Annotated in this window: 24 protein-coding genes; 17 read left to right on the plus strand and 7 right to left on the minus strand. The window is 33.4% G+C overall.

Going from position 1 to position 26895, the window contains the following annotated elements; genetic code table 11:
• Positions 1-22: 22 nt before the first annotated feature.
• Together ACNQGO_RS00550 and pbpC are read left to right on the plus strand one after the other, a co-directional pair.
• The gene (locus tag ACNQGO_RS00550) at positions 23-613 is read left to right on the plus strand and encodes a transposase (protein ID WP_417947681.1); all 591 of its coding nucleotides are present in this window, start codon (positions 23-25) and stop codon (positions 611-613) included.
• Between the two features lie 248 nt (positions 614-861).
• Entirely contained in the window at positions 862-3237 is a 2376-nt protein-coding gene (gene pbpC / locus ACNQGO_RS00555) for a penicillin-binding protein 1C (protein WP_417983851.1), read from the plus strand.
• A gap of 197 nt (positions 3238-3434) precedes the next feature.
• Here the strand turns inward: pbpC and ACNQGO_RS00560 are convergent, their stop codons facing one another.
• Together ACNQGO_RS00560 and ACNQGO_RS00565 are read right to left on the minus strand one after the other, a co-directional pair.
• A complete protein-coding gene (locus ACNQGO_RS00560; protein ID WP_417946615.1) occupies positions 3435-4979 on the minus strand; it encodes an Rne/Rng family ribonuclease in 1545 nt (514 codons plus the stop codon).
• A 316-nt stretch (positions 4980-5295) separates the two neighbouring features.
• Positions 5296-5586, minus strand: coding sequence for an HU family DNA-binding protein (locus ACNQGO_RS00565; RefSeq protein ID WP_016989051.1), 291 nt, complete (start codon positions 5584-5586; stop codon positions 5296-5298).
• A gap of 133 nt (positions 5587-5719) precedes the next feature.
• Between ACNQGO_RS00565 and mutY the strand changes: the two genes are divergently transcribed.
• The 7 genes from mutY (at position 5720) to gldD (ending at position 13159) form a co-directional block, all read left to right on the plus strand.
• A complete protein-coding gene (mutY, locus tag ACNQGO_RS00570; protein ID WP_417983852.1) occupies positions 5720-6763 on the plus strand; it encodes an A/G-specific adenine glycosylase in 1044 nt (347 codons plus the stop codon).
• A gap of 170 nt (positions 6764-6933) precedes the next feature.
• Complete coding sequence (locus ACNQGO_RS00575; protein WP_417983853.1) at positions 6934-7200, plus strand: hypothetical protein; 267 nt, start codon at positions 6934-6936, stop codon at positions 7198-7200.
• 80 nt (positions 7201-7280) lie between these two features.
• Positions 7281-8063, plus strand: a complete 783-nt coding sequence (locus tag ACNQGO_RS00580) for a GLPGLI family protein (protein ID WP_309757510.1) — start codon at positions 7281-7283, stop codon at positions 8061-8063.
• 96 nt (positions 8064-8159) lie between these two features.
• Positions 8160-10730 carry a hypothetical protein gene (locus ACNQGO_RS00585; protein ID WP_417983854.1) on the plus strand — a complete coding sequence of 857 codons (2571 nt, stop codon included), beginning with the start codon at positions 8160-8162 and terminating at the stop codon, positions 10728-10730.
• A gap of 99 nt (positions 10731-10829) precedes the next feature.
• Positions 10830-11270, plus strand: coding sequence for a single-stranded DNA-binding protein (locus ACNQGO_RS00590; protein ID WP_417969866.1), 441 nt, complete (start codon positions 10830-10832; stop codon positions 11268-11270).
• Between the two features lie 23 nt (positions 11271-11293).
• Positions 11294-12589: a gliding motility-associated protein GldE gene (locus tag ACNQGO_RS00595; RefSeq protein WP_417969868.1), complete on the plus strand. Its 1296-nt coding sequence runs from the start codon at positions 11294-11296 to the stop codon at positions 12587-12589.
• Between the two features lie 6 nt (positions 12590-12595).
• Positions 12596-13159 carry a gliding motility lipoprotein GldD gene (gldD, locus tag ACNQGO_RS00600; RefSeq protein ID WP_417983855.1) on the plus strand — a complete coding sequence of 188 codons (564 nt, stop codon included), beginning with the start codon at positions 12596-12598 and terminating at the stop codon, positions 13157-13159.
• A gap of 198 nt (positions 13160-13357) precedes the next feature.
• Here the strand turns inward: gldD and ACNQGO_RS00605 are convergent, their stop codons facing one another.
• On the minus strand, positions 13358-13735 hold the full coding sequence (locus ACNQGO_RS00605; protein WP_417983856.1) for a heavy-metal-associated domain-containing protein: 378 nt from the start codon (positions 13733-13735) through the stop codon (positions 13358-13360).
• A gap of 106 nt (positions 13736-13841) precedes the next feature.
• Between ACNQGO_RS00605 and ACNQGO_RS00610 the strand changes: the two genes are divergently transcribed.
• Positions 13842-14708 carry a DMT family transporter gene (locus tag ACNQGO_RS00610; RefSeq protein WP_417983857.1) on the plus strand — a complete coding sequence of 289 codons (867 nt, stop codon included), beginning with the start codon at positions 13842-13844 and terminating at the stop codon, positions 14706-14708.
• A 198-nt stretch (positions 14709-14906) separates the two neighbouring features.
• On the opposite strand, the gene ACNQGO_RS00615 is transcribed toward ACNQGO_RS00610, so the two are convergent.
• Positions 14907-16955, minus strand: coding sequence for a M16 family metallopeptidase (locus ACNQGO_RS00615; RefSeq protein WP_417983858.1), 2049 nt, complete (start codon positions 16953-16955; stop codon positions 14907-14909).
• A gap of 11 nt (positions 16956-16966) precedes the next feature.
• The gene (locus ACNQGO_RS00620; protein WP_417983859.1) at positions 16967-18292 is read right to left on the minus strand and encodes a M16 family metallopeptidase; all 1326 of its coding nucleotides are present in this window, start codon (positions 18290-18292) and stop codon (positions 16967-16969) included.
• A 235-nt stretch (positions 18293-18527) separates the two neighbouring features.
• Between ACNQGO_RS00620 and rplU the strand changes: the two genes are divergently transcribed.
• Complete coding sequence (gene rplU, locus ACNQGO_RS00625) at positions 18528-18950, plus strand: 50S ribosomal protein L21 (protein ID WP_103998998.1); 423 nt, start codon at positions 18528-18530, stop codon at positions 18948-18950.
• A 23-nt stretch (positions 18951-18973) separates the two neighbouring features.
• Complete coding sequence (rpmA, locus tag ACNQGO_RS00630) at positions 18974-19240, plus strand: 50S ribosomal protein L27 (protein ID WP_086453627.1); 267 nt, start codon at positions 18974-18976, stop codon at positions 19238-19240.
• Between the two features lie 521 nt (positions 19241-19761).
• On the opposite strand, the gene ACNQGO_RS00635 is transcribed toward rpmA, so the two are convergent.
• Together ACNQGO_RS00635 and ahcY are read right to left on the minus strand one after the other, a co-directional pair.
• A complete protein-coding gene (locus ACNQGO_RS00635) occupies positions 19762-20232 on the minus strand; it encodes a hypothetical protein (RefSeq protein ID WP_417983860.1) in 471 nt (156 codons plus the stop codon).
• A gap of 198 nt (positions 20233-20430) precedes the next feature.
• Positions 20431-21747 (minus strand): adenosylhomocysteinase, encoded by a 1317-nt coding sequence (gene ahcY / locus ACNQGO_RS00640; protein WP_417977644.1) that lies wholly within the window; start codon positions 21745-21747, stop codon positions 20431-20433.
• Positions 21748-21998: 251 nt separating this feature from the next.
• On the opposite strand from ahcY, the gene ACNQGO_RS00645 reads away from it, so the two are divergent.
• The 5 genes from ACNQGO_RS00645 (at position 21999) to arfB (ending at position 26719) form a co-directional block, all read left to right on the plus strand.
• Positions 21999-22640, plus strand: a complete 642-nt coding sequence (locus ACNQGO_RS00645) for a 4'-phosphopantetheinyl transferase family protein (protein WP_417983861.1) — start codon at positions 21999-22001, stop codon at positions 22638-22640.
• A gap of 37 nt (positions 22641-22677) precedes the next feature.
• Complete coding sequence (locus ACNQGO_RS00650) at positions 22678-23400, plus strand: phosphoglycerol geranylgeranyltransferase (RefSeq protein WP_417983862.1); 723 nt, start codon at positions 22678-22680, stop codon at positions 23398-23400.
• Between the two features lie 210 nt (positions 23401-23610).
• Positions 23611-24240 (plus strand): nicotinamide riboside transporter PnuC, encoded by a 630-nt coding sequence (pnuC, locus tag ACNQGO_RS00655; RefSeq protein WP_417983863.1) that lies wholly within the window; start codon positions 23611-23613, stop codon positions 24238-24240.
• A complete protein-coding gene (locus tag ACNQGO_RS00660; RefSeq protein WP_417983864.1) occupies positions 24195-26318 on the plus strand; it encodes a DUF4301 family protein in 2124 nt (707 codons plus the stop codon). The genes pnuC and ACNQGO_RS00660 overlap by 46 nt, the downstream gene beginning before the upstream one ends.
• Positions 26318-26719: an alternative ribosome rescue aminoacyl-tRNA hydrolase ArfB gene (gene arfB / locus ACNQGO_RS00665; protein WP_417948204.1), complete on the plus strand. Its 402-nt coding sequence runs from the start codon at positions 26318-26320 to the stop codon at positions 26717-26719. The genes ACNQGO_RS00660 and arfB overlap by 1 nt, the downstream gene beginning before the upstream one ends.
• Positions 26720-26895: the final 176 nt, after the last annotated feature.

Consider the following 26895-nt stretch of genomic DNA (forward strand, 5'->3'; position numbering starts at 1 on the left):
ATGATAAAAAAGGGTATTAGCTATGGAAAAAGATATTTTCGAATCAGGTCAATATTATCACATATACAATAGAGGAAATAACAAGGAGAATATTTTTATTGAGGAGAAAAACTATAATTATTTTCTTGAGAAAATGAAGAAATATCTTTTACCAATTGCAGATGTTTATGCTTACTGTTTACTCAAGAATCATTTTCATATTGTCATAAGAATTAAAGACAAGGAAGAGTTGCCAGAAAAATTAAAAGAGAAAATTCATGTGCCTTTTTCTAACTTTTTTAATTCCTATGCCAAAAGTATCAATACTTCTTATAGCAGAACAGGAAGTTTATTTCAAGAGCATTTGCAAAGAAATAGAATCGAAAATGAAGCGTATTTGAAACAATTGATAGTGTATGTTCATTTAAATCCTGTAAAACATAAATTTACTGAATCATTCGAAACGTATTTGCATTCATCATACCGTTCTTATTTGTCAAATAAAGAAACAAATATTGATAGAGATTTCATTCTCGAACTATTTGGAGGTCTGGAGAATTTTAAGGTTTATCATAATGAAAGAAGATTAGTTTATGAAGGGGTAATTGATATGATTGATAAAATGGATACTTAGGTTGTTTATCCTAACAGGTTTCTAAAACCTGTTATTTATTAGTTAGAACTGTAAATTCATATCAAAGTACATCTAAATGGATAAATTAGTCATGTCAGTATGATTGAGTTTTATATATCCTAACAGGTTTTCAAAACCTGTTAGGTATTCAACAGTATGGTTTATGTAAATTTAATTTTCTTTTAGAGGGGGAAAATATACCTAACAGGTTTTGGAAACCTGTTAGGATAAAACAAACAAATTTCATTTTGAAAAACAAACTCATAGCGTTCCTACAACGCATCATCAGTTGGATAAAACAAAATAAAATAAAATCATCAATAGTCTTTTTACTTTTGGTGGTTTATTATTTTTCGTTGCCCCGAATTTTGTTTCAAGAACCCTATTCTACGGTGATTGAAAGTAAAGAAGGCGAGTTGCTTGGCGCCAAAATTGCTCTTGACGGGCAATGGCGATTTCCTGCTCAAGACAGTGTTCCCGATAAGTTTAAAAAGTGTATTGTTTATTTTGAAGACGAATATTTCTATAAACATCCAGGGTTCAATCCTGTGGCGATGGTCAATGCTTTTCAGCAAAACCGAAAAGCAGGCAAAGTCGTTCGAGGTGGAAGTACTTTGACACAACAAGTCATTCGCTTGTCCAGAAACGGAAAAGGACGAACTTATTTTGAGAAAATAATCGAACTCATTCTCGCCACCCGATTAGAATTGGGGTATTCTAAAAACGACATTTTAGAATTGTATGCTTCTCACGCCCCTTTTGGTGGAAATGTTGTAGGTCTCGAAATGGCTTCTTGGCGGTATTTTGGCGTGCAATCCCATCAATTGTCATGGGCCGAGAGTGCAACTTTAGCTGTTTTACCTAATGCGCCCAGTTTAATTTATCCCGGAAAAAACCAAGTTAAATTATTGAGTAAACGCAACCGACTTTTGTTGAAATTAAACCAAGAAGGAGTAATCGACAAGCAAACGTATGAGCTGTCTATAAACGAACCTTTGCCTCAAAAACCATATGATTTACCACAAATTGCCCCTCATTTATTGCAACGTGTTGCCAAGAATCAGGAAGGAAATCGGGTAAAAACGACAGTAGAAATTGGGTTGCAAAACAGGGTCAATCAAATTGCAAAGTATTATTACAATCAATATAAGCAAAATGAAGTGCATAATTTGGCTATTTTAGTTATCGATGTGTCCAATAGAAAAGTGATGAGTTATGTGGGCAACTCGCCAACGGATGGGAATCATCAAAAAGATGTCGATATTATCGATGCGCCAAGAAGTACAGGAAGTATTCTAAAACCGCTTTTATACGCAGGTATGCTAGACGATGGGGAGCTATTGCCGAATACGCTAGTTGCAGATATCCCAACGCAGATTGCTGGCTATACGCCTCAGAATTTCAACCTCACATTTGACGGAGCAGTTCCTGCCCATCGGGCATTAGCGCGATCGTTGAATATTCCTTCTGTATTAATGTTACAGGATTTTGGAGTGAACAAATTTTACGAAGAATTGCAGCGATTTAAATTACGGGATATTTCAAAATCGCCTGATCATTATGGCTTGTCACTTATTTTGGGTGGTGCCGAAAGTAATTTATGGGATTTGTGTAGAACTTACGCAGGTTTATCTTCGACTTTGAATTATTTTAATACGAATCAAGGGCTTTACAGAACTAATGAATTTGCAGAGCTGAATTTCGATGATAATTTACAAGTTGATTTTGGCGATAAATCCAAGCAAAAGAACATCTTAGGAGCAGGTTCAATTTGGCTCACGTATAACGCAATGGAGCAAGTCAATCGCCCTGAAGGAGATGAGGCCTGGAAATTTTATGACAGTTCACTCAAGATTGCTTGGAAAACGGGGACAAGTTTCGGGAATCGTGATGCGTGGGCGATAGGTACCAATGCGAGATATGTGGTAGGTGTGTGGGTGGGTAACGCAACAGGCGAGGGTAGGCCCACATTGACGGGAGTCACCAGTGCAGCGCCTATTTTATTTGATATTTTTAATTTATTGCCTAGACAACGATGGTTTGATACGCCAATTAAGGATTTAGAGGAAGTTGAAGTGTGTACTTTAAGCGGTCATTTGGCCAAAGACGGTTGTCCAACAATAAAACAACTCGTTCCGAAGAAAGGAAAAAATACTTCGATTTGTCCGTATCACAAAACGGTGCATTTGGATAAATCACTGCAATTTCAGGTCAACAGCAGTTGCGAAAACATAGAAAAAATAGTGACAAAAACCTGGTTTATTTTGCCACCTGTGATGGCTTGGTATTACAAAAGTCAGCATATAGAGTATTTGCCGTTACCACCGTTCAGAAGTGATTGTATGGGAACACAAACGGCTACAATGGATTTTATTTATCCAAAAACAAACAGCAAAATCTATCTTACCAAGAATTTTAATAGCGAGGTTCAGCCCGTGATTTTAAAAGTAGCGCATTCGCAACGGGAAAGTAAGCTGTTTTGGTATGTTGATAATGTTTTCAAAGGCAGAACCAAAACCTTTCATGAAATGCCTATTTCGGCAACAACAGGATTTCATTACATTACTGTGGTGGATGAATTTGGAAACGAAATTCGGAGGAAGATTGAGATTGTAAGAGAGTAGCTTTTTAAATTCTGAATATCATTTACTAGAGAATATTCTTTTGAAATTGATTCTCCTAGCCCAGATAGTAGCGGCATCCTTTAATCAAGTTGCCAGCCTTAAAAGCTGGTTACTTGATTAAAGATATAGCGGATAGCTGGAATAGCTCCTAAAAAAACAGCAAAAAAAAACTCCCCAATTTCTTGAGGAGTTTTGTTTTAATCTATGACAGCATTTTCTTTTTTGTCGTAGAAATGATATTCTAGGTACGTGTAAGCATCACGAGGTATAATTTTCACCCATTTTTTATGTTCAAGAAACCATTTTGAACGTAATGATGGAAAACCTTTGGTAAGGTATGCGGCCACAAAAGGATGTACATTAAGCACAACATCTTTGTGGTTTTTTAATACTCTTTCTAGATCGAAAGCGATTTTATCAATGATTTGAATTGGCGCTTCAATTTCGCCGCTTTCATTGTTTGGATCCTCTTCTCTAGTTTTAATATTTACTTCTGGTCTTACTCTTTGTCTTGTAATTTGAACTAATCCAAATTTACTAGGAGGCAAGATCTTGTGTTTTGCTTTATCATCGCTCATTTCTTCTTTCAAGAAATCGAACAACACTTTGCGATTTTCAGGATTTGACATATCGATAAAATCAACTACGATGATTCCGCCCATATCACGAAGACGTAATTGTCTTGCGATTTCGGCAGCTGCAATCATATTGACTTCCATGGCGGTATCTTCCTGGTTGGTGGCTTTATTAGAACGGTTTCCGCTGTTTACGTCTATAACGTGCAAAGCTTCAGTGTGTTCGATAATAAGATACGCTCCTTTACTCATGGATACTGTTTTTCCAAAAGAAGTTTTGATTTGTCTCTCTATGTTGTATTTCTCAAAAATAGGTGTGTCTTTTGATTGATAAAACTTAACAATTGATTGTTTGGATGGTGCAATTTCTTGCAGGTAATCCTTTGTTTGGTTGTACAACTCTTCGTCATCTATCTGAATACCGCTGAAGGTATCGTTGAAAACGTCTCTTAATATTGAAGAAGCTCTGTTGAGTTCTCCTAATACTTTGGACGGATGCTGAGCAGTTGGTAATTTTTTACACATTGCAGTCCATCTGCTGAGCAGGTTCTGCAAATCTTTTTCTAATTCGGCTGTATTTTTGCCTTCGGCTACTGTGCGAACAATAACACCAAATCCTTTTGGTTTGATGGATTGTACTAATCGTTTCAAACGTTCTTTTTCTTTTTTGTCTTCTATTTTTTGTGAAATAGAAACACGGTCAGAAAACGGAACCAAAACTATAAATCTTCCGGCAAGAGAAAGCTCAGCGCTAATTCTTGGTCCTTTTGTAGATATAGGTTCTTTGACGACTTGTACTAAAACAGATTGATTGGAACTCAAAACATCAGTAATGGTGCCATCTTTGTCTATTTCTTTTTCAAACTGAAAGTTTTTTAGGGAGAAATCTTTTAATTTACCTGCGCTTACAAGTTTTATGAATTTCAGCTGGGAAGCTAGATTAGGTCCTAAATCATGATAGTGTAAAAAGGCGTCTTTTTCGAAGCCTACATTTACAAAAGCAGCGTTAAGTCCGGCAACTGGTTTTCTGATTTTAGCGATAAAAATATCACCAACTTGGAAGTTGCTTTTTTCTTCTTCTTTGTGTAATTCAATTAGTTTTCCATCTTTTAATAAGGCAAAATCTACTGCTTCAGAACTAGATCTAATGATTAATTCTTTATTCACAATGTAAATTTTTTATCTATTCGCCGAGGCGAACAAATGGATTAAACAATATTTTAACAGGTATTGTACCCGGGGAAAATTAGCTGGCATTTTGCAGTTGTACGTACGCAGGTAACTGAATACTTAAAGCTGAAGACTTATTACTAATTTTCAATTTCAATGAACTTTTAAAAAGAAAAAAGTAGTTTAAAACTACTTTTTCTTTTTGTGACGGTTAGCTCTCGCTCTTTTCTTACGTTTGTGCGTTGCTACCTTATGTCTCTTTCTTTTTTTACCACTTGGCATATCTTGTAGATTTTATGATTAATTAATATTGTTATTTTGCTTCGTTATTTATTTTCACTCCCTCTACAAAAACTTTTGCAGGTTTGAACGCAGGAATATTGTGTGCAGGAATTTTTATTGTAGTATTCTTAGAAATATTTCTTCCTGTTTTCTCTGCTCTAGTCTTCACTATAAAACTCCCAAAACCTCTTAAATATACATTGTCTCCAGTTTCTAATGAATTTTTTACTTCATTCATAAAAGTCTCTACAGTCGCCTGTACATCTCCTTTTTCAAGACCTAATTTTTCTGAAATTTTTGCCACGATATCTGCTTTCGTCATTTTCTTTCCTATTTATAATGTTGTACTATTTTTTTGAGGTTGCAAATATAGGAATTTAAAAAACAATTATTCAAGCTAATTCATTAAATTTTAATCAACTAAACTTTTACTTTTGCTAACAAATAATTAAAACATGATTTTTTCTAAAGCGCTCATTCAATGGTATTTACAAAATAAACGCGATTTGCCTTGGAGAAATACTACCAATCCATACCCCATTTGGCTCTCTGAAATCATGTTGCAACAAACGCGTGTTGCACAAGGAATGCCTTATTTTTTGTCTTTCACAACTGCATTTCCCACTGTTTTTGATCTCGCTGAGGCAAGTGAAGAACAAGTGTTAAAATTATGGCAAGGATTAGGATATTATTCTAGAGCACGTAATTTACATAAAACAGCTCAATACGTAGCCTCTGAGTTATCAGGGGTATTCCCAGAAACCTATATTGATTTATTAAAATTAAAAGGGGTTGGCGAATATACTGCTGCTGCAATTGCATCTTTTTCCTATAATGAAGCGGTTCCTGTTGTTGATGGAAATGTTTTTCGGGTTTTGTCTCGCTATTTTGATGTAGAGACTGATATTGCTCAGGCTCCCGCCAAAAAGGAATTCGCTGCTTTGGCTTTCGAAGTCATGCCAAAAGACAACCCTGCCATTTTCAATCAGGCTATTATGGAGTTTGGTGCTTTGCAATGTGTTCCTAAAAGTCCCGATTGCAGTATTTGTATTTTTAACGAAAGTTGCGCTGCTTTGCAAAAAAACAAAGTCGATCAATTGCCTGTAAAGTCCAAAAAACTGAAAGTTAGGAATCGATACTTTAATTACTTGGTTCTTGAAGACGAAACTGGAAATACAATTGTCCAGAAAAGAACGGATAAAGGAATTTGGCACAACTTATACGAGTTTCCTTTGATAGAGACGGAGAAGGAAGAAGATTTTGATGCTGTTACAGTGCATTTACAAACCAATTTTAGGGATCATTATCAAGTTAAGAGTTTGCTAGAATACAACGAAAAAAGTATTCTTCATAAATTGTCACACCAACATTTGCATATCAAGTTTTGGAAACTTGCTGTAAAAGGAATCGTGGCAGGCGGGATTGATCTGAAAACATTGAGAACTTTTCCGTTTCCAATTGTGATCCATAATTTTATTGAAAAGGATTTGCGAACTTAGCAATAACGGATGTTTCTTACCTATTTTGAGTATTTTAATGATAGTCAGAAAATTAAATTTTTAATTAAATTTAAAATTTTTAGGAAAAAACTTGCGAGTATGTTTTTTTTTTTTATTGATTTGTGTTTGGTATACCAAATTAACCTAATCATTAATTTAAACTTTTTAAAATGAAAAAAACTATTTTTTTATTCGCATTTTTATTTGTTTCTTTATTTGCTAGTGCAAATGAGGTTGAGTCAAATACTATTATTTTTGATAAAAGCGAAGTTGTCGAAACAAAGGGAATCACAGTTTCAAAAGAAGGTGAAACTGAAAATCTCCTCTTTGAATTTTGTATAACACGAACAAATTATTGGTATGTTGGCACTGTCCGACTTATGGATGGTAACCTATACGATCAATATGAAGTTGAAACAACAGTAACTTGTTACTAGAATTAATTAAATTTTTAAATTAAATCAGAAAAGCAAATTGTTCTTAAAATACAATTTGCTTTTTATTATTCCAGATAAAAATGAAAATAAAAAATTTAGTGCTTTTCTTCTTTCTTTCTTTTATGAGTTACTCACAAACTGTAATTGTAAATTATTCTGAAAAAAGAATTATTAGTAAAGAAAGATTTGAAGCCATGCCAGAATTTGCAAGGAAACAAGCTTTAGAGTCCTACAATTATATTTTGCAATATAACAACGGTATTTCACTTTATAAAAACAGTACAGAAACAAATAACATTGACAAATCTGAAAAAAGTATTTCAGAGGAGGTGACTGAAGGAGATGCGAATCATAAAAAAGAGTTTTTACATAGAGTGACGAATAAATTTATAGAAAAGTGGTATTATAAAGATTTAAATAAGAATGAGTTACTATTTAATTTTTATAATGGTAAAGATTTTTATGGAAAGGACAATTTACTAAAGTGGAATTGGCTAATTACTGAAGAGACTAAAGAAATAAATGGATTTACTTGTAAAAAAGCGACATCTGATGCCTTTGGTTACTATTTTACGGCTTGGTTTACGGAGGATATCGCAATAAATGCGGGACCAGATAAATTTGATGGACTTCCGGGACTTATATTGTATCTTGGCACGGCATATTATGAGACGTATGCTACTACAGTGAAAATTGAAAAGACTCCAATAGTGATAGTGAAACCAGAAATGCCAAAAGAAACCGTTACTATGGCAGAAGTGGAAAATTATGCTAAGGTAGAAATTAGTAAATTGAAATCGAGTACTAAAACTACTGTAAATGGTAATACAACGACCACAAGAACTACAACTATTATTAGATAGGCAACAATTTTTATGCGGATCATATTATTTTTTTTCATTTTTTCATTTCTCCAAATTCAAAGCCAAACTAGTATAAGAGGAACAATAAAAGATTCATTGCAAAATCCAGTATCACTTGTAAATGTTCTATTGTATAATAAACTGGATAATGTACTTATAGATTTCAAACAATCCAGTAATTTGGGTCAATTTGAATTGGTTTGTCCTGATGCAGAAACTAAAAACTTTATACTCAAGGCAAGCTTTTTGGGATATAAAACGTTCGTTTTTGCATTTAATACGGATGGTAATAGTTCAATTATTGATAAAAACATTATTTTAAAAAATGATGTTGTAGCCATGAAAGAGGTTATCATTAAAGCTGATTTTCGGGATGTTGCTGAAAAGAATGATACTATAACATTTAATCTAAAACGACTACTTAACGGATCCGAGCAAAAGCTAAAAGATGTCCTAAAAAAACTCCCAGGACTTAGCATAGACGGCAACGGTAAGATAAAATACAAGGGGAAAAAAATCGACGATTTATTAATTGAAGGAGATGAATTCTATGGGAATCAGCATCAGCTGGCTACCGAAAATATAAAATCTGAAATGATTGAAAAGATAGAAGTTTTAAAAAATTTTCAAAATTTTTCTTCTATCGTAGGATTTAATAATACAAGTAGAACGGCTTTAAATGTTTCTATAAAGGAAGCATATAAAAATACGATCAAAGGAGATATTGAAGCCGAATATGGATACAAGAATCGCTATAGGCAACACAATAACATCTATAATTTTGCTAGTAAAGTTAAAGTTAATTTTATTTCAGATATTAATAATACCAACAATCTGGTTTTTACGGTCAATGATTATTTAGAATTAAAAAAAGGAGTTCAACGCGAGATATTAAATGAAACGGCTTCTAATTCAATGACTATTGATGAAAATTTACCTTCGTTTTTATTCTCTACGGATAATGTAAATAAAAAAGACATTCAATTTTATTCAGTAAATTTTAGCGACAAAATTTCAAAAATGAGTAAAATACATGGATTTTCTATGTTGAATTATATAAAACAAAGTGAATTTCTAAAGTCAAAACAAACTTTTTTTGCAGGTAACGATATAGTTATAGATAAAAATTCAAATGTTGAAGGATCATTGTTGTTTAATACAAATAAAATTCAATTTGAATCAAAACCCAATGAAAGAAACTATTATAATTATATCTTGACTGTAAATTATAATAAGGACAATCAAGGTAGTCTTATTGACAATCAATCAATCATAAATCGAACTAACTTTGATGAAAACAAAGGAAGTTCCAGTACAAATATTGGTCAGTTTTTTACACATAAAATAAAATTAAACAGTAATTATCTATTTGAATATAATTTATTTAATGATTTTACAAGCTTCCGAAAGAATATTAATTTAGAATCAAATGATTCTTTTTTGAACTTAAACTTCAATGATGATTTTGCGGTTTTCCAAGAAACGGATGGCTATGCAAATTCTTTTGGGATTAATTCGAAACTTACCATTAAAAGTGAACGGGGAACTTTTAGTCTAAACGCTGGTTCGTCTAACAATAATGAATCGTTAAACATTTTTGTGAATGAATCTAATCCGGAATTTAATTCAGAATTAAATTTACTAAACACCAAAAACTATATTGGGGCAAGTTTTAGTAAAAAAAAGGTCTATAGATTTAATTATTCTCTGGGTTTTAGGTTTGTTCAAGCACAGTTTCAATATGATTTTAAAAAAGAAAACAACCTGACTTTTCTGCCTTTTGCTAATTTGTCTTATGAGATTTCTAAGAAAGCGAATATTAGTTTGAATTACAAAAGGGACTTTTCGAATGTTTCAATAGATAAAGTTATGCCTGGCTTGTTTATTGAAGATTATAGAACTATTATAAAAAACGGCAACATTTTTTATGATGCGATGCTGCCCAAAAACACAATAAGTTTAAACGGTTCTTATGCGAATTTGCAAACTAATTTTATTTCTTTTTTTGGTCTGGTTTACACTAATAAATTAAAAGAAATAGGATTCAATTCCATAAACACCAACAACCTTTCAATTAGACAGTATGATTTTGTAGATTTAGATGATTCTTCGTATTTGTTTTTTACGCTTGAAAAAAAAATGAAAAGTATTCCTTGGTCAGCAAAATTGGAAACGTTGCAATCGTACTCTAGTCGGGAATCTTTCATTAACAATTTGAGTAATACTTTTAATACTGTTCAAAATAAAGCAGAAATTAGTTTCTTGTCTTACTTCAAATCGAATGATTTTAATATAAATTTTGGTATAGAATATCTTGTAAATAATTCAATCAATAATTCTAATAATGTAAAAAACACTTTAGGTAAAACAACAGCTTTTATAAAACTAAATGGTTTAGTATTTAATGAAAAATTAAATTGGGAATTAGACTCTAAGTATATTCATTTTTCGTCTAATAATGCACTACAAAAATATATTTTAGAAATAAGTCCTAGTATTCAATATAAATTCAAAAATTGGAATTTTAAAGTAAGAGGCGTTAATATTCTAAACATAAGGGATAATAATATTCGTTTAAAAGTTGAAAACCAAAATTCTTATTTTGAGCAAACCCAGTTTAGTTCCTTGTCGGGGTTTTTAAATTTGGGTGTTTCTTTTTCATTTTAGTCTAATTTCAAATCCTTGCAATTGTGATCCATAATTTTATTGAAAAGGAATTATAGAGTTTCTAAAAAAATGTACCTTTGATAAATACCACAATTTAAAATGAACGGAACATTAAATAAGGTCATGCTAATTGGTTTTCTTGGCGATGATATCAAAATGCATTATTTTGATGGAGGCAATTGTATTGGAAGATTTCAGTTGGCCACCAATGAAGTATACATCAACAAAACTACCAATGAAAAGATCACTTCTACAGAGTGGCATAATTTAGTTGTACGCAATAAAGCGGCTGAACTTTGTGAAAAATACCTTTCCAAGGGAGATAAAATATATGTAGAAGGCCGAATTAAATCGCGTCAATGGCAAGCAGAGGATGGAAGTACAAAACATACTATCGAAATTCAAGTAACTGAATTCACTTTCTTGACTATCAAAAAGGAAAGTGAAAACAACAAACAAATTCCTGCGGTTGATGTCCCTAAAAATACTAATTTTGATCCAGAAAATAATGTCTTGCCTATAAATGACTTGCCATTTTGATTGTTTAATTAATCCTAACCGATTTGGACCCAGAGCCCAGTTTATTTTTTTCTTATGCTATTGATGTAAATCTTGTATTTGGCATTGCTGGAATAGTAGTTTTGCTATTTTGTTTAGGATTAGTCTCCGGTGCCGAAGTAGCTTTGTTTTCCCTGTCGCAAAAAGATATTGATGCAATCACTCAAGTAAATAGTTCCAAAGGGAAGATGATCGCAGCACTTTTAGAGAAACCAAAAAAACTGGTAGCAACACTACTAATTGCTAGTAATTTCTTGAATATTTCAATTATTTTATTGTTTTACTTAGTTGTAGAAACCATTTTTTCAGATTTAAACACAACGCTTTTTAAATTTGGGTCAGAGGTTCTAATGGCTACTTTTTTAATTGTATTGTTTGGAGCGGTATTGCCTAAAGTTTACGCTAGTAGAAATAGTCTGAAGTTTAGTAAGTTAACTGTTTATCCAATTCTTTTTTTAGATAAATTGCTGTCGCCAATAAGTTTACCCATGCGGGCAGCTACTATTTATTTGCATAACAAATTAGGAAAACAAAAAACAAACTTTTCAGTAGATCAGCTTTCGCAAGCATTAGAATTAACAGCCTCAGACGAAACCTCAACAGAAGAGCAAAAAATTTTAGAGGGAATTGTCAGTTTTGGAAACACCGATACCAGACAAGTGATGAGTCCTAGAATTGATATTTTTGCATTAGAAATCGAAGAATCTTTTGCCGTAATTTGCCCTAAAATTATTGAAAAAGGGTACTCGAGAATTCCGGTATATAGAGACAATATAGATCAGATTGAAGGCGTTTTATATGTCAAAGATTTATTGCCTCACATCAATACCAATGAATTTGACTGGAAGTCGCTGTTGCGAGAGCCGTTTTTTGTTCCTGAAAATAAAAAGCTAGACAATTTATTAAAGGATTTTCAGAGCATGAAAAGCCATTTGGCAATTGTTGTTGATGAGTATGGAGGAACTTCAGGATTGGTTTCTCTTGAAGATGTAATTGAAGAAATTGTAGGCGATATTAGTGACGAATTTGACGATGAGAACATTAATTTTTCCCAAATTGATGATAAAAATTATCTTTTTGAAGGGAAAATAAATCTAAAAGACTTTTATAGAATAATTGATGTTGATGAAGAATTATTCGAAATCAAAAAAGGTGAAGCGGAAACTTTGGCTGGTTTTATTTTGGAAATTATAGGTAATTTTCCCAAAAAGAACCAAAAAATCACTTTTCAAAACTGTCTGTTTACCGTGGAAGCTGTCGATCAAAAAAGAATCAAACAAATAAAAGTAACTCTTGAATAAATATAAATGTTTAAAAAAACTATCATTTTTTCGGTACTAGTAGTAGTTTCAATGTTGAGTTTTAGTTGCAAGAATGATGTCTTGCCCAAACCTTCTAGTTATTTACGGTTGGATTATCCAGAGGCCAAATATGTGAATTTTGAAAACGAATGTCCTTTTGCTTTTGAAATGAACTCAGATGCGATTATCAAAAAAGAAACGGATTGTGGGTTTACTATAACCTATCCCAAAATGAAAGCAACTATTTATCTTACCTATAAACCAGTCACGAAAAACATTAATGAACTGTTGCGTGATGCACAAAAACTAACTTATGAACACGTTATAAAAGCTGATGATATTTTGGAGCAACCGTACTTAAATCCGGATAAAAAAGTGTTTGGTATGTTTTATCAAGTAGAGGGAAATGCCGCAACCAACTCTCAATTTTATGTCACTGACAGTATCAAGCATTTTGTAATTGGATCCGTTTATTTTTATACAAAACCCAATTACGATTCTATTATGCCAGCAGCAAGTTATATCAAAAATGACATGCAGCGATTGATGGAAACCTTAAAATGGAAGTAACAGGTTTCAGTTTGTAGACTGCAGTCTGCAATAACGCAATCATAGTGAATGCGAGGAACGAAGCAAACTCACTAACTTAGGTAAGAATAATTGAAACGGAATTGCTAAATGTGATTGCTTCGTTCCTCGCAAAAAAAAACACAAAAAAAGCATCCCCATTTAGAGAATGCTTTGTTGTGTAAAAATATAAAAGTCTATTTATAACTTCATATTAGTAACCTTGTAGGTCTTGCCATCGGCGGCTGCTTCTACAACAGTTGTGAGTTTTTCTGGATTTTGCACTTTTTTGTCAAAAGTTACCGTGGCTATTTTTGTTTCAAAATCGACTGTAGCTTTCTGAACTCCTTCTAATTGCGTTAAATCTTCTTGAATTGTTTTAGCACAACCTACCGCGCATGTCATTCCTTCTACAGAAAAACGAGCTGTTTGAAGATTGGCAGCTGCTATTTTCTTTTTAATTTGTGGTATGTCTGTTGTTGTTATTTCTTTTGAATCAGTTTCATTTAGTTTGTCTTTACAGCCTGTAAACAGAACACTTGCAAGTACAACAGTCAGCATTGATTTTTTGAAATTCATTAGAATGAAAATTTAAAAGGTTATAAGAAAGTCTGAGTTGTAAAATTAATTAAAAAAATAAGGACAAATTCATAAAATAGTTACAATTTTGGCCAAAATTATCTTTATGGAGTCAAAGCAGTTGAAATGGGTTTACTTGGTTGTTCTTGCCTTAGTTTGGGGAAGTTCCTTTATATTGATAAAAAAAGGATTAATAGGGTTGACAGCTCTGCAATTGGGATCATTGCGCATTCTTTTCGCAGCTATTTTTTTAATGATAATAGGATTTAGAAGTTTAGCAAAGATACCAAAGGTCAAATGGAAATACATTGCTTTGACTTCAATGTTTGGAACGTTTATTCCTGCGTATTTATTTGCTATTGCTCAAACACAGATCGATAGTTCTGTAAGTTCGATTTTAAACTCACTTACCCCTTTAAATACTCTAATTTTAGGCGCATTGGTTTTTGGATTACAATTCAAACGCAATCAAATTTTTGGCATTCTAATCGGCTTGGCAGGAAGTGCTTTGTTGATTTTGAATGGAGCGATTCATCATCCAGAACAAAACTATTACTACGCTATTCTAGTTTTAATTGCTTCAATATGTTATGCAGTTAATGTGAATTTAATTAAAAAACACCTGCATGATTTGAGTCCGTTGAGTATTACAACGGGTAATTTTGTGGTGTTATTTGTTCCAGCATTCATTGTCTTGTTTTTCTCTGGTTTTTTTGAAGTGGTACAAGAGGTGAAAGTGCAGGAGTCCGTTTTGTTTATAATGGTTCTTGGAGTTGTAGGAACCGGAATTGCTAATATTTTATTCTTTAAACTGATCCAAATTTCTTCACCTGTGTTTGCTACGTCGGTAACGTATTTGATTCCTGTTGTTGCTTTTTGTTGGGGATTATTAGACAACGAAATGCTTACTGCAGTTCAATTTTTTGGTGCCTTTATTATTTTGATTGGCGTTTATTTGTCTGCAAAGAAATAACTGTTCTTGTGGCAGTTTTGCGTGAGGGAAAGCAGCAAGCTACCGAAGTAGCGCGTATTGCCCGACCCTATAAAAAAAGGGACCAACTAGCCGGTATTGCTAGTTGGTCCCTTTTTTTATGGGGTCACGCCCAAGAAATTTTAAATCAAAAAAGGTTGCCTATTGCTAGACAACCTTAATCATTTAAGCGCTGTTTGTTTATTGAAAATCAGTAGCAAGTACTCCTTCGTTAATTTTAACATCACTCATTTTAATATCAATATCAAAACCTACATTTTGAATAATATTAAAAGGAACTTTAACACCTTTTACTTCTCTATAATCACTGTACGAGTTGGTTTTAGTCATGCTTTTGCCACCTTGTTCCATTACAATTGATTCAGCTACTTTTAGACCTGAAGCCACATCATAGAACAATGTAGTTTTACCATTTTTAATGGCGTAAGCATCTTTACCATTGATTGGTTCAATGTTTACCAATGTAAGACCTTCTTTTGTTGCTAGTGTTAATTCTTTGAATGGAGTAGCTTCTGCTTTCATATCGTTCAACATTTCGCCTTCAAGAATTTGTTTTTGCCCTTGTTGCATAACATAAGCTCCTTTTTCATTTACCACTTGCTTCATAATACTCATAGTTCCCATTGCTAACTCTACCATTAACATCCCTTTTGAATCTGTTTTTGAAACAAAACTCAATGGAGCTGGAGCTTGAGGAATTGTAGTACTACCGTTCATCACAATAGTTTTTACTGCTTGCGCTGCTTGAAGTCCGCCAATAGCTTTGATATAATTGTCAAGAACACTTTTTACTGTAACTCCTGCAGGAACCGTTTTTTTAAACTCTGGTTTTGCAGTTGGATTCCCGTATTTATCAAAATACAATACTGGATATTTTAATTTTTCAAGGCTTGGAGCAACATCTGCCGCTTTACCTACAATAACTACTCTACTGTTATTTTCTAAGAAGTATTTGTTCGCTACTCTTAAAACATCATCTGCTGTTACTGCGCTAATATTTTTTATGTAATTCTCATAAAAATCAGCTGGTAAGCTTTGCGTTTGAATTCTTAAAGCATATCCTGCCACTGTTTGTGGCTTTTCAATTTGCATAACAAATCGTCCAATGTATCCTGCTTTTACGCTAGCTAACATTTCGTCTGTTACTTTCTCCGTTCTTATTTTTTTGAATTCTTTGAAAATTTCAACAACCGTACTATCAGTAACTGCATTACGAACTTGTGTCGAAGCATTGAAAGTAGATACGCGTTTGTCCCCGTAAATACTCGTTCTTGCGCCATATGTCCATCCGTGAGCTTCTCTTAAGTTCATGTTGATGTAACTATTAAAGTCTCCACCTAGGATTTGGTTCGCTATTAAAACAGCAAAATAATCTGGATCTGTCATTTTTAGATTCGAAACATTTATCGCTGCAACCTCTGATTGAACTGCGTTTGGCATATCAATAAAGTTAATTTGTGTTTGCGGTACATCTTTAGGATCAGAGAATGTTATTGAAGGAGCGATTGCTTTTTTCCATGGTCCAAAAAATTTCTCTACCATTTTTTTGGTTTCACTGAATTTCACATCCCCAACAATGATTAGGTAGGCGTTACTTGGAACGAAATACGTATTGTAATTTGCTTGAACATCAGCTAGGGTTACATTTTTCAAAGTAGCTTCGCTCACATATTCTCCTGCAGGATGATTTTTTCCGTAAGTCAAAACGTCAACTACTCTTGCTGCTACTGCCGAAACATTTTTTTCATTCGATTTTAAGCCTTCAATAAGTTTTGCTTTTTCCTTGTCAAATTCTGCTTGCGTGAATACTGGATTCAAAGCTCCATCTGCCATTAATTCTAAAACTCTTCCAGAATATTTAGATAACGAACTTGCTGAGGCGCCACTTGCGCTAAAATTGATGTTGGCACCCAAGAAATCTACTTCTTCATTGAACGCTGTTTTTGAAATTTTAGTCGTTCCGCTTCCCATCATGGTACTGGTCATGTCAGCGACACCTTTTTTGTCGCCTTCTGTGTACGGATCATTGTCTAATGTTAAACTAAAAGAAACGCGTGGTAATTTATGGTTTTCGACAACCATTACTTTTAAACCATTTTTTAATTCAAAAGTTACTGGTTTTCCAATTTTTACCGTTGGGGCTACTCCAGGTTTTGGCTGAGGGATGATTTGTCCTTGCATAAGTACTGTTAAGAACAAGCTTGATATAATTAATATTGATTTTTTCATAATGCGATATCTTAGTTTTGAGCTTTGTCTTTAGATGGAACATAATCCAAAACTAATCTTTGATTTGGATTTAAATATTTCTTAGCAACATCTCTAATTTCTTCACGAGAAATAGATCGGTAGATTTCAATTTCGGTATTGATCAAATTGACATCACCGTATAATAAATGGTACGTAGCTAAGTTATCAGCAATACCATCGATAGTTGCGTTACTATTCACGTATTGATTTTCGATTTTGTTCTGTAATTTTTGCAAGTCTTTTTCAGAAAGTAGTTCTGTTTGTAGTTTTACAATTTCTAAATCAATTTCAGCAAGAATGCTCTCTGCGGTGTTTGGTGCTTGTGGCAAACCGTAAATTATGTAGCTTCCATAGTCTTCTTGATTGTTGCTAAAAGCACCAATTTGTAAGGCCATTTTCTTATCGTCAACTATTTTTTTGTACAATCTGGAGCTTTTTCCATCGCTTAAAATAGAAGAAATCATATCCAATACTCTAGCATCTCTGGTTTTCATAGATGGCGTTCTGTATGCCGCAACGATTGCTGGAATTTGAATGTTTGCATCTTCAAATTTTGCTTTTATTGTCTGTGTTATTGGTTCTTCAACAAATGTAGGTCTAACAATTTCAGCTCCTTTTTTTATTGGTCCAAAATACTTTTGAATCCATTCCTTAGCTTGCTCATTTTTGAAATCACCAGCAACAATTAAAACAGCATTGTTCGGAATATAAAATTTCTTGTTAAAGGCTTGAAATTCTTCTAAAGTTGCGGCGTCTAGATGGCTCATAGAACCAATAGTTGCCCAGCGATACGGGTGTTTTGTAAAAATATTCTTTTTAACTTCTGCTAAAAAGTTTCCGTACGGTTGGTTGTCAACACGCAATCTTTTTTCCTCTTTTACCACTTCATTTTGTGTATCAACCCCAATTTGGTTAATTACAGGGTGAAGCATTCTTTCAGCTTCCATCCATAAACCTAACTCTAGGTTATTTGATGGGAAAACTTCGTAATAATAAGTTCTGTCATCAGTAGTGTTGGCATTGTTCACACCGCCATTACCTGTTACAATCTTAAACCATTCGCCGCGTTTAATATTTTCAGTTCCTTCAAATAATAAATGTTCAAAAAAGTGAGCAAAACCAGTTCTTTCAGGATTTTCGTCTTTGGCACCCACATGGTACATCACAGATGTGATCACAGTAGGAGCTGATGGATCATTGTGTAAAATTACATGTAAGCCATTGTCTAATTTGTATTCCTCAAAAGCTACTTTCTGCGCAGAAGCGACTCCTCCTAGCATAAACACAGCACCTAAAGCCATTAATGAATTTTTCATAAGGTTAATAATTTTGTTAATATGCCTGTTAGTAGTGGTTTTCATCGTTTTGTTACACTACATTGAGAACCGAATGAAACTTTAACAACTGTTCAATTGGAGTACTAAACACTAGGGTTTAAAAGTGAACTAAATCAAGTGTTTAGCAAGTAAAAAATAATTTTCGCAGTACCAATTGCAGGTTAAAAATTTAATTGTATATTTGCAACCTTAAAAATTATTAAAACAATTCAGTATGTATGCAATCGTAGAGATAGCAGGGCAACAATTCAAAGTAAGCAAAGACTTAAAGGTTTATGTTAACCGTTTGACTAATGAAGAAGGTTCAAAAGTTTCTTTTGACAAAGTTCTTTTATTAGATGATAACGGAACTATCACTTTAGGCGCCCCAGCTATAGAAGGTGCTTCAGTAGAAGCTAAAGTGTTACAACACTTAAAAGGAGATAAAGTTATCGTTTTCAAAAAGAAAAGAAGAAAAGGATACAAAAAGAGAAACGGTCACAGACAGTATCTTACTCAAATTGTAATTGAAGGTATTACTGGTGTTGGTGCAAAGAAAGCAGCTCCTAAAAAAGCAGCAGTTGAAGCAACTACAGAAGAAGTTGAAGCTCCTAAGAAAAAGGTAGCTAAAGCTAAAAAAGAAGACACAAAAGAATAATAACAAAATAAAACTAATACGTCATGGCTCACAAGAAAGGTGTCGGTAGTTCTAAGAATGGTAGAGAATCAGAATCAAAACGTTTAGGCGTAAAGATTTTTGGTGGTCAAGCTGCTATTGCTGGGAACATCATCGTAAGACAAAGAGGTTCAAAACATAATCCAGGTGCTAATGTTTACATCAGTAAAGATCACACACTACACGCAAGAGTAGATGGAGTTGTTTTCTTCCAAAAGAAAAGAGATAACAAATCTTATGTTTCTATCCTTCCATTTGAAGTTGAAGCATAATTGATTTTCTCAATTATTTAAAAACCCATTTCGAAAGAAATGGGTTTTTTTGTTTACTCACCCATCCCGAAGTCTCGAGATTCTCTGAAGGAGAGGGAGTCGATAGGAAAAACAATTAGATAAAAGTTCGATGAACTAAGTTACTAGAACCTAAAAGTCTAGTAGTCTAATTGTAAATATGACCTGCATGAGGGATAGCAGCGGCATCCTTTTACGGAGCGCAGCGCAATAAAAGATACAGCGTATACCCCGACCCGCAGTTGCGAGGAGGAACGACGAAGCAATCTGAAGGGTCATGCCCAAAAACAAAAAACCCTCGTATCTCTGCAAGAGTTTGGATTCTTCCTACCGTCAGAATGACAAAATAGGATTAGTATCTATAGTATTCTGGTTAGTAAACCTACTTAATAACCTTTATTTAGATTTTCTTTATTTCTTGTAAATCTGAAATAGTAGCTTTTCTGAAATTCTTTTTTATCGGTATGGTTCGGACTCCATTCAAAAATTTTTTCATATTATGCTTATTTATTAAGTTTTTCTTTATTTGTTACAGAAAATTTGCCGACTAATTTTAAAGTTTCAATTTTTTTAGAACTTGCTTCGAGTTGGGTTTTTGTTTTACTTAGTTTTTCTTCGGTCTTAGCTATTTGTTCTTTTGTTTTGTCGCTTTCTTTTTGGGAATAATCATTTTTGTTATTAACAGAATTTTCAAACGCCGCTAACTGATTTCTCCGTTTTTCTAGATCAGAACTTAATTGTGTTATTTTTTCCTCTAATTCCTGTCTGTTCTGTTCTTCTTTGGCAATTTTTTTCTCTGCTATTTCCGTTTGAGACTTTGAATTCCCCATCATTCTATTGTTCCATTTTAGGTTTTGCTGATTTGTCCATTGCTGATTTCTTTGAGCCATTTGTGTTCTTGGCGAGTTTGGCATTTGTGCATTTGATAAAAAAGGTATTACTGTAAACAGTATTAAAATTAAATATTTTCTCATGTGGTTAGTTTATTTGAATCAAATTTGAAAGTTAATTGTCGAAATTAAGAAAATTTTGTCGAAATTTTGTTTTTGTTATTGAAAGCGGATAAGATAAAAAATAAAACCCGATAGATTTTAAAAATCTATCGGGTTTGAAATATGAATTAAAAATTTAAAACCTAAACCGAAGCCTCGATAATTAAATCAAAAATATTTCTAGTATCTGTAATACTCTGGTTTGAATGGTCCAGCAACTTCAACACCAATATAAGCTGCTTGATCGTCACGTAAAGTTTCCAATTCAACACCTAATTTAGCTAAGTGTAAGAATGCTACTTTTTCATCTAAATGCTTCGGTAACATGTATACTTCATTTTTGTATGAAGCACTATTTTTCCACAATTCGATTTGAGCTAAAGTTTGGTTTGTAAACGAGTTACTCATTACAAAACTTGGATGTCCAGTTGCACAACCTAAGTTTACTAAACGACCTTCGGCTAAAACCAAAATATCATTTCCAGCAATGGTATACTTGTCAACTTGTGGTTTGATCTCTACTTTAGACGCACCATGATTTTTATTTAACCACGCCATGTCTATTTCGTTATCAAAGTGACCGATGTTACAAACGATAGTTTTATCTTTCATTTTCTCAAAGTGAGAACCTAAAACGATGTCTTTGTTTCCAGTAGTTGTAATAATGATATCAGCGGTAGCAATTACAGTATCTAATTTTTTTACTTCAAAACCGTCCATTGCAGCTTGTAGCGCACAAATTGGATCAATTTCAGTAACTGTAACTATAGATCCAGCACCTCTAAATGAAGCTGCAGTTCCTTTACCTACATCACCGTAACCACAAACGATTACTCTTTTTGCAGCAAGCATTACATCAGTTGCACGACGAACTGCATCAACTGCACTTTCCTTACAACCGTATTTGTTATCAAATTTTGATTTAGTCACAGAGTCATTTACGTTTATTGCAGGCAAATGTAAAGTTCCTTCTTTCATACGCTCGTATAAACGGTGAACTCCTGTTGTAGTCTCTTCAGATAAACCTTTGATTCCAGGAATTAATTCTGGGTAGCGATCAAAAACCATGTTAGTTAAATCTCCACCATCATCAAGTATCATGTTCAATGGTTTTCTATCTTCACCAAAGAATAAGGTTTGCTCAATACACCAGTCAAAATCTTCTTCGTTCAATCCTTTCCAAGCATAAACCTGAATTCCCGCAGCAGCAATTGCAGCGGCAGCTTGATCTTGAGTAGAGAAAATGTTACAAGAAGACCAAGTAACTTCAGCTCCAAGAGCGATCAATGTTTCGATCAAAACCGCAGTTTGGATTGTCATGTGCAAACATCCAGCTATACGAGAACCTGCAAGCGGTTGTTCGTCTTTATATTCAGCACGAAGCGCCATTAAACCTGGCATTTCAGCTTCAGCTAGTTCAATTTCTTTTCTTCCCCAAGCCGCTAGAGAAATGTCTTTTACTTTGAAAGCCACAAAAGGCATAGTTGTAGTACTCATTTATAGTATATTTGTATTGTAAATTTTTTGCAAATTTACGGAATAACTTTAGAATTTTACTGTTTTCCAGAAGATTTATGAATTGTTTAATTCGCTAATCTTTTGAACATTAACTAAATAATTTCTTTAAGCTGAACTTATTTCAGTTTCTGGAGCTATTTCCCGCTTTTTGTTGCAATCTTTTTATTTTTAAAGAAAAAATAAAAAGGATTTCCACTTCAATCGGGGCTAAAAATCAAGATCATAACACGATGCCGCTTTATAAAACGAAACATTTCTCCCGAAGCGCCGGGAATACTACCCAAATCCTCGTTTGGAAAGTAACCGAGTCTTATGCGGAATTAGTAGACCAAGTGGTCTTAAACGACAGCAACCGCATTCGCCTAAACGGAATGAAATCTGAAATGCACCAACGCGCCTTTCTTAGTGTACGTATGTTATTACAGGAAACGGGTCATACCGATTTAGATTTGTATTATGATGAATTTGGCAAACCACATTTACAAGGCGAGAAGTATATTTCGATAACGCATTCCCATAATTTTGCGGCAATTAGTATCAGCGATGAAGCCGTAGGAATCGACATCGAATTGCAAAGAGACAAAATCATTCGTATTGCTGATAAATTTTGTGATTCAGAATTTCAATATTTGAATACGAATAGTGACGAATATATTAGGATATTAACGGTTATTTGGGGAGCCAAAGAAGCCATTTTTAAAATTAGAAACGAAAAAGGAATCAGTTTCAAAGATCATATAAGTGTTGAGGAGTTTCATGTAAACAGTAAATTAACCACTGCCAAACTTCATTTTAATAATTTAGTTAAAAATTTCAATATTCATTTTGAAGAAATAGAGGATTTTACGTTAGTTTACGCTTTAGAAAATTAAAAAAAAACTGCAAATTTGCGAATTCGCGGTAAAGAGTATGGCAAATATTTATAAAGACATTTTAAAAGCAAAAAGCGAGCATACAAAATTACTCGCTATTCTTCTTGATCCTGATAAAGTAGTTTTGGAGACTTTATCCGATCTAATTTTAAAAATCAATCAATCACCTGCAAGTCATATTTTTATTGGCGGAAGCCAAGTTATAACAACTATTATTGATCAATTAGTTGTGCAAATTAAACAAAACTCTAATTTACCAATCGTTTTATTTCCAGGTAATCCATCCCAAATTTCAGATGAAGCAGATGCAATTTTGTTTCTGTCATTAATTTCAGGAAGAAATCCTGATTATTTGATAGAGCATCAGGTAAACGCCGTTCCTATACTGAAACAAACAGATTTAGAAATTATTTCTACAGGATATATTTTGATAGAAAGTGGAACTGAAACCGCTGTTGAACGCATAAGTAAAACCAAGCCTTTAGGTCGTGATCATATTAATTACGTTGTTCAAACCGCACAAGCCGGCGAAATGTTAGGCAATAAGTTAATTTATCTCGAGGCGGGAAGCGGAGCAAAACATGCTGTACCGTTAGAAATGATTAAAAAAGTAGATCAAAATATTGAGATTCCGTTACTAGTTGGTGGCGGAATTGTAGATTTGCAAGGCATTCAAGACGCGTATCATGCAGGAGCAGATTTAGTGGTTATTGGAACCGCTTTTGAAAACAACACTAATTTTTTTAATGACAGACATTAGTTTTATTTGGTATCTCGAGCGTAATGTCATTAAGTAAGTGTTTATTTGTCATTCTGATGAAGAAGGAATCTCTGTTTGTTGCGCATGTTTGTTGCGATTTCTCCTTCGTCGGAATGACACAATCATGGGGATTATTCCTTAACTTAATGACATTGATCCCGAGCGCAGTCGTGGGACAAGGATGTAAATTTACAAACCTAAAATACTTCAATGTTAGAATACTTTTTTTCTCAGTATAGAGATTACCCAACCCTAGATATTGTTCTAGAAATCGTGGCTGTTATTTTTGGTTTACTGAGTGTTTGGTATGCCAAAAAAGATAATATTTTGGTTTTTCCAACAGGATTGGTTAGCACATCGATCTTTGTCTATTTATTGTGGAAATGGACTTTGTGGGGCGATATGATGATCAACGGATACTATTTTGTGATGAGCATTTATGGCTGGTACCACTGGACTCGGAAAAAAGGAGATGCAATTGAGTTTCCAATTTCAAAAATTTCCAGCACCGAAAAACGAATTGCGATAATTCTTTTTATATTTACGGTAGCCTTTGTGGTTTCGGTATATCATTATTTCGGAAAATTTACCACTTGGTATGCTTATGTAGATACATTTATTACAGGAATTTTCTTTGTAGGAATGTGGCTCATGGCCAAAAGAAAAGTCGAAAACTGGATATTTTGGATAATTGGAGATGTAATTTCAATTCCACTATATTTTTCAAAAGGATTTACTTTTACTAGTTTTCAATACATAGTATTTACAATTGTTGCCATTTTTGGCTATTTAGAATGGAAGAAAACCTTAGACAGCTCCCAAACGGAACTACAAAAATAATTAAAATTGCTCTATTTGGTCCCGAAAGTACGGGAAAAACCACATTAGCCAGGCAGCTTGCGGAGTATTATAAAACCGAATGGGTTCCAGAATATGCACGCGAATATCTTCAAAAAAAATGGGATAAAAACCAGCAAATATGCACTGTTGATGATATGTTGCCGATTGCTTTTGGACAAACCAAATTAGAAAATGAAAGTACTTCAATTGCTAATAAATATCTTTTTTGTGATACAAATTTATTAGTTACCAAAGTTTTTTCGGAGGTGTATTATAATTTTTGTGATCCTAAATTGGACCAAGCGGCTCGCGAACACGAGTATGACCTATTTTTTCTAACGGATATTGATGTTCCGTGGGAAAAAGACGATTTACGAGATGGTCCTGACCAGAGAGAGTCTGTATTTGCAATTTTCAAGCAATCCTTACTTGACAATAACAAGCCATTTGTAATTCTTTCAGGGGATAAAAATTTACGATTCAAGAAAGCAATCGCAATTATTGATGATTTGTCAAAAGCGAAAGATATGGGATTTTCATCACTTGATTTCGTTCAAATTTATGACAAAGGAGTTTCAATACATAACATTGAACAACAGCTTAATTTTTTTAGAAACGGAATTGCAAAAAGTAATTTAGTAGCGCCAGCCACATTACTTAATGGAATTTTAGAACTATCAGAAAATGATTTTCAAGAAAAGGCATTTTTTTTTGATGAAAATAAAGACAGTTTTAAGTTAGAGAAATTTGTTCCAGCATCTGGGGCGGCGAGTAGGATGTTTAAATTTTTGATCGCTTTTTTGAATGATTTTGACATTGAGAAAGAAAGTATTAATGCCTACATCAACAAGAAAAAAGATACCGAGTTGTCTGTTTTTATAGTAGGTTTAGAAAAATTCCCTTTTTTTAAGATCCTTGATGACAAATTAAAAGAGGTGTTTTCTGATTTTCAATGTCTTGACCGAGACAGAAAAAATTACTATTTTATAAAATTACTTTTAGCAAAAGATTACTTTGATTTTGCGAATAAACCGAAGGGGGCGCTTCCTTTTCATAATTATCAAAACCGATTAGTAACTCCTGTTGAGGAACATCTTCAAGAGTGTATTTATTATTCGAGTTCAAACAACAGTTCGAATTTGCATTTTACAATGTCTGAAGCTCATTTAGGTCAGTTTGAAACTATAATTAATGCTATTAAAGGTGCTGTCGAACGCAACTCTGAAACAACAATAAATGTAAGTTATTCATTTCAAAATAAGATTACAGATACCCTTGCAGTTGATGCGGACAACAATCCATTTCGAGATGAAAACGGGAACTTGTTTTTTAGACCAGGAGGTCACGGCACTTTACTTGAAAATTTAAATAACCGTGATGCTGATATTGTATTTATCAAAAATATCGATAATGTAATTCAAAATAAAATCGAAAAAACGGCTCGTTATAAAAAAGCATTAGCTGGAATCTTGATAGAATTACAGCGTCAAATTTTTAAGTACCTACATGCAATCGAAGCTGAAGAATTTCGTGAAGAATCTATAGATGAAATAGTACTTTTTTTAGAGAAAAAACTGAATATTAAAATTCTAGATGCTTTTTACCAATTTAGTTTTGAAAACAAAATTATAGAATTAAAAGCTCTTTTAGACAAACCGATTAGAGTTTGTGGAATGGTAAAAAATGAAGGGGAAGCAGGCGGAGGTCCGTTTTGGGTAAAAGATAAAGATCAAGCGATTTCATTACAAATCGTAGAAAGTTCACAGGTTGATTTGTCTGATGAAAATCAAAAAAATATTCTGAACGCATCGACTCATTTTAATCCAGTCGACTTAGTTTGCGGTATAAAAAATTATAAAAATGAGAAGTTTGATTTGGCACAGTTTGTCGATCATAACAGTGGTTTTATTGTAGAGAAAACAACATTAGGAAAAACAGTAAAATCATACGAATTACCGGGCTTATGGAATGGAGCTATGGCAAACTGGATTACAATATTTGTCCAAGTTCCTTTAATCACCTTCAATCCTGTAAAAAGCGTAAATGATTTATTGAAAGCAGCGCATCAGCCGAAATAATGGAAAACGAAATAATCATATCAGAGTTGAGTTTTAAAGCCGTCCGTAGTAGTGGAGCCGGTGGCCAGAATGTCAATAAAGTGTCCTCGAAAGTAGTATTGACTTTTGATTTAAAAAATTCTCAGGCATTAAACGAAGAGGAGAAACTTTTGGTTGAAACCAAGTTTGCATCTAGACTGACTACTGATGCAGTATTAATATTGAATTGTGATGAAGACCGAAGCCAAATTAGAAATAAAGAAATTGTTATCAAACGATTTCTAACACTGATAAAAGATGCGTTGTTTATTCCTAAAGAACGTAAACCTACCAGAATTCCGAAATCGGTGATTAGAAAAAGAATCAAGGATAAAAAGACCATTTCTGAAGTCAAGAAAAATCGTAGAAAACCCGATTTTTAAAATTTATTCCGATTCATAATTTTAATTCACAATTTATAATTAGTTTTGCGCTGTCTCAAAGGGGTGCTTAAATCTGAATTTATTTCAGATTCTGAAACAAATTCAGAATATAGCTGAGATTATACCCAAAGAACCTGGACAAGTAATGTTGTCAAGGGAAAAAATGACAAAATAAT

It is taken from the genome of Flavobacterium frigidum (genome assembly GCF_048286735.1).
Taxonomy (GTDB): domain Bacteria; phylum Bacteroidota; class Bacteroidia; order Flavobacteriales; family Flavobacteriaceae; genus Flavobacterium.

Bases quoted from the DNA above. Each gene is read 5' to 3' on its own strand.
- ACNQGO_RS00550 (WP_417947681.1), top strand. From the start codon at position 23: ATGGAAAAAGATATTTTCGAATCAGGTCAATATTATCACATATACAAT.
- ACNQGO_RS00565 (WP_016989051.1), bottom strand. From the start codon at position 5,586: ATGACGAAAGCAGATATCGTGGCAAAAATTTCAGAAAAATTAGGTCTT.
- mutY (WP_417983852.1), top strand. From the start codon at position 5,720: ATGATTTTTTCTAAAGCGCTCATTCAATGGTATTTACAAAATAAACGC.
- ACNQGO_RS00575 (WP_417983853.1), top strand. From the start codon at position 6,934: ATGAAAAAAACTATTTTTTTATTCGCATTTTTATTTGTTTCTTTATTT.
- ACNQGO_RS00580 (WP_309757510.1), top strand. From the start codon at position 7,281: ATGAAAATAAAAAATTTAGTGCTTTTCTTCTTTCTTTCTTTTATGAGT.
- ACNQGO_RS00590 (WP_417969866.1), top strand. From the start codon at position 10,830: ATGAACGGAACATTAAATAAGGTCATGCTAATTGGTTTTCTTGGCGAT.
- gldD (WP_417983855.1), top strand. From the start codon at position 12,596: ATGTTTAAAAAAACTATCATTTTTTCGGTACTAGTAGTAGTTTCAATG.
- ACNQGO_RS00605 (WP_417983856.1), bottom strand. From the start codon at position 13,735: ATGAATTTCAAAAAATCAATGCTGACTGTTGTACTTGCAAGTGTTCTG.
- ACNQGO_RS00610 (WP_417983857.1), top strand. From the start codon at position 13,842: ATGGAGTCAAAGCAGTTGAAATGGGTTTACTTGGTTGTTCTTGCCTTA.
- ACNQGO_RS00615 (WP_417983858.1), bottom strand. From the start codon at position 16,955: ATGAAAAAATCAATATTAATTATATCAAGCTTGTTCTTAACAGTACTT.
- ACNQGO_RS00620 (WP_417983859.1), bottom strand. From the start codon at position 18,292: ATGAAAAATTCATTAATGGCTTTAGGTGCTGTGTTTATGCTAGGAGGA.
- rplU (WP_103998998.1), top strand. From the start codon at position 18,528: ATGTATGCAATCGTAGAGATAGCAGGGCAACAATTCAAAGTAAGCAAA.
- rpmA (WP_086453627.1), top strand. From the start codon at position 18,974: ATGGCTCACAAGAAAGGTGTCGGTAGTTCTAAGAATGGTAGAGAATCA.
- ACNQGO_RS00635 (WP_417983860.1), bottom strand. From the start codon at position 20,232: ATGAGAAAATATTTAATTTTAATACTGTTTACAGTAATACCTTTTTTA.
- ahcY (WP_417977644.1), bottom strand. From the start codon at position 21,747: ATGAGTACTACAACTATGCCTTTTGTGGCTTTCAAAGTAAAAGACATT.
- ACNQGO_RS00645 (WP_417983861.1), top strand. From the start codon at position 21,999: ATGCCGCTTTATAAAACGAAACATTTCTCCCGAAGCGCCGGGAATACT.
- ACNQGO_RS00650 (WP_417983862.1), top strand. From the start codon at position 22,678: ATGGCAAATATTTATAAAGACATTTTAAAAGCAAAAAGCGAGCATACA.
- pnuC (WP_417983863.1), top strand. From the start codon at position 23,611: ATGTTAGAATACTTTTTTTCTCAGTATAGAGATTACCCAACCCTAGAT.
- ACNQGO_RS00660 (WP_417983864.1), top strand. From the start codon at position 24,195: ATGGAAGAAAACCTTAGACAGCTCCCAAACGGAACTACAAAAATAATT.
- arfB (WP_417948204.1), top strand. From the start codon at position 26,318: ATGGAAAACGAAATAATCATATCAGAGTTGAGTTTTAAAGCCGTCCGT.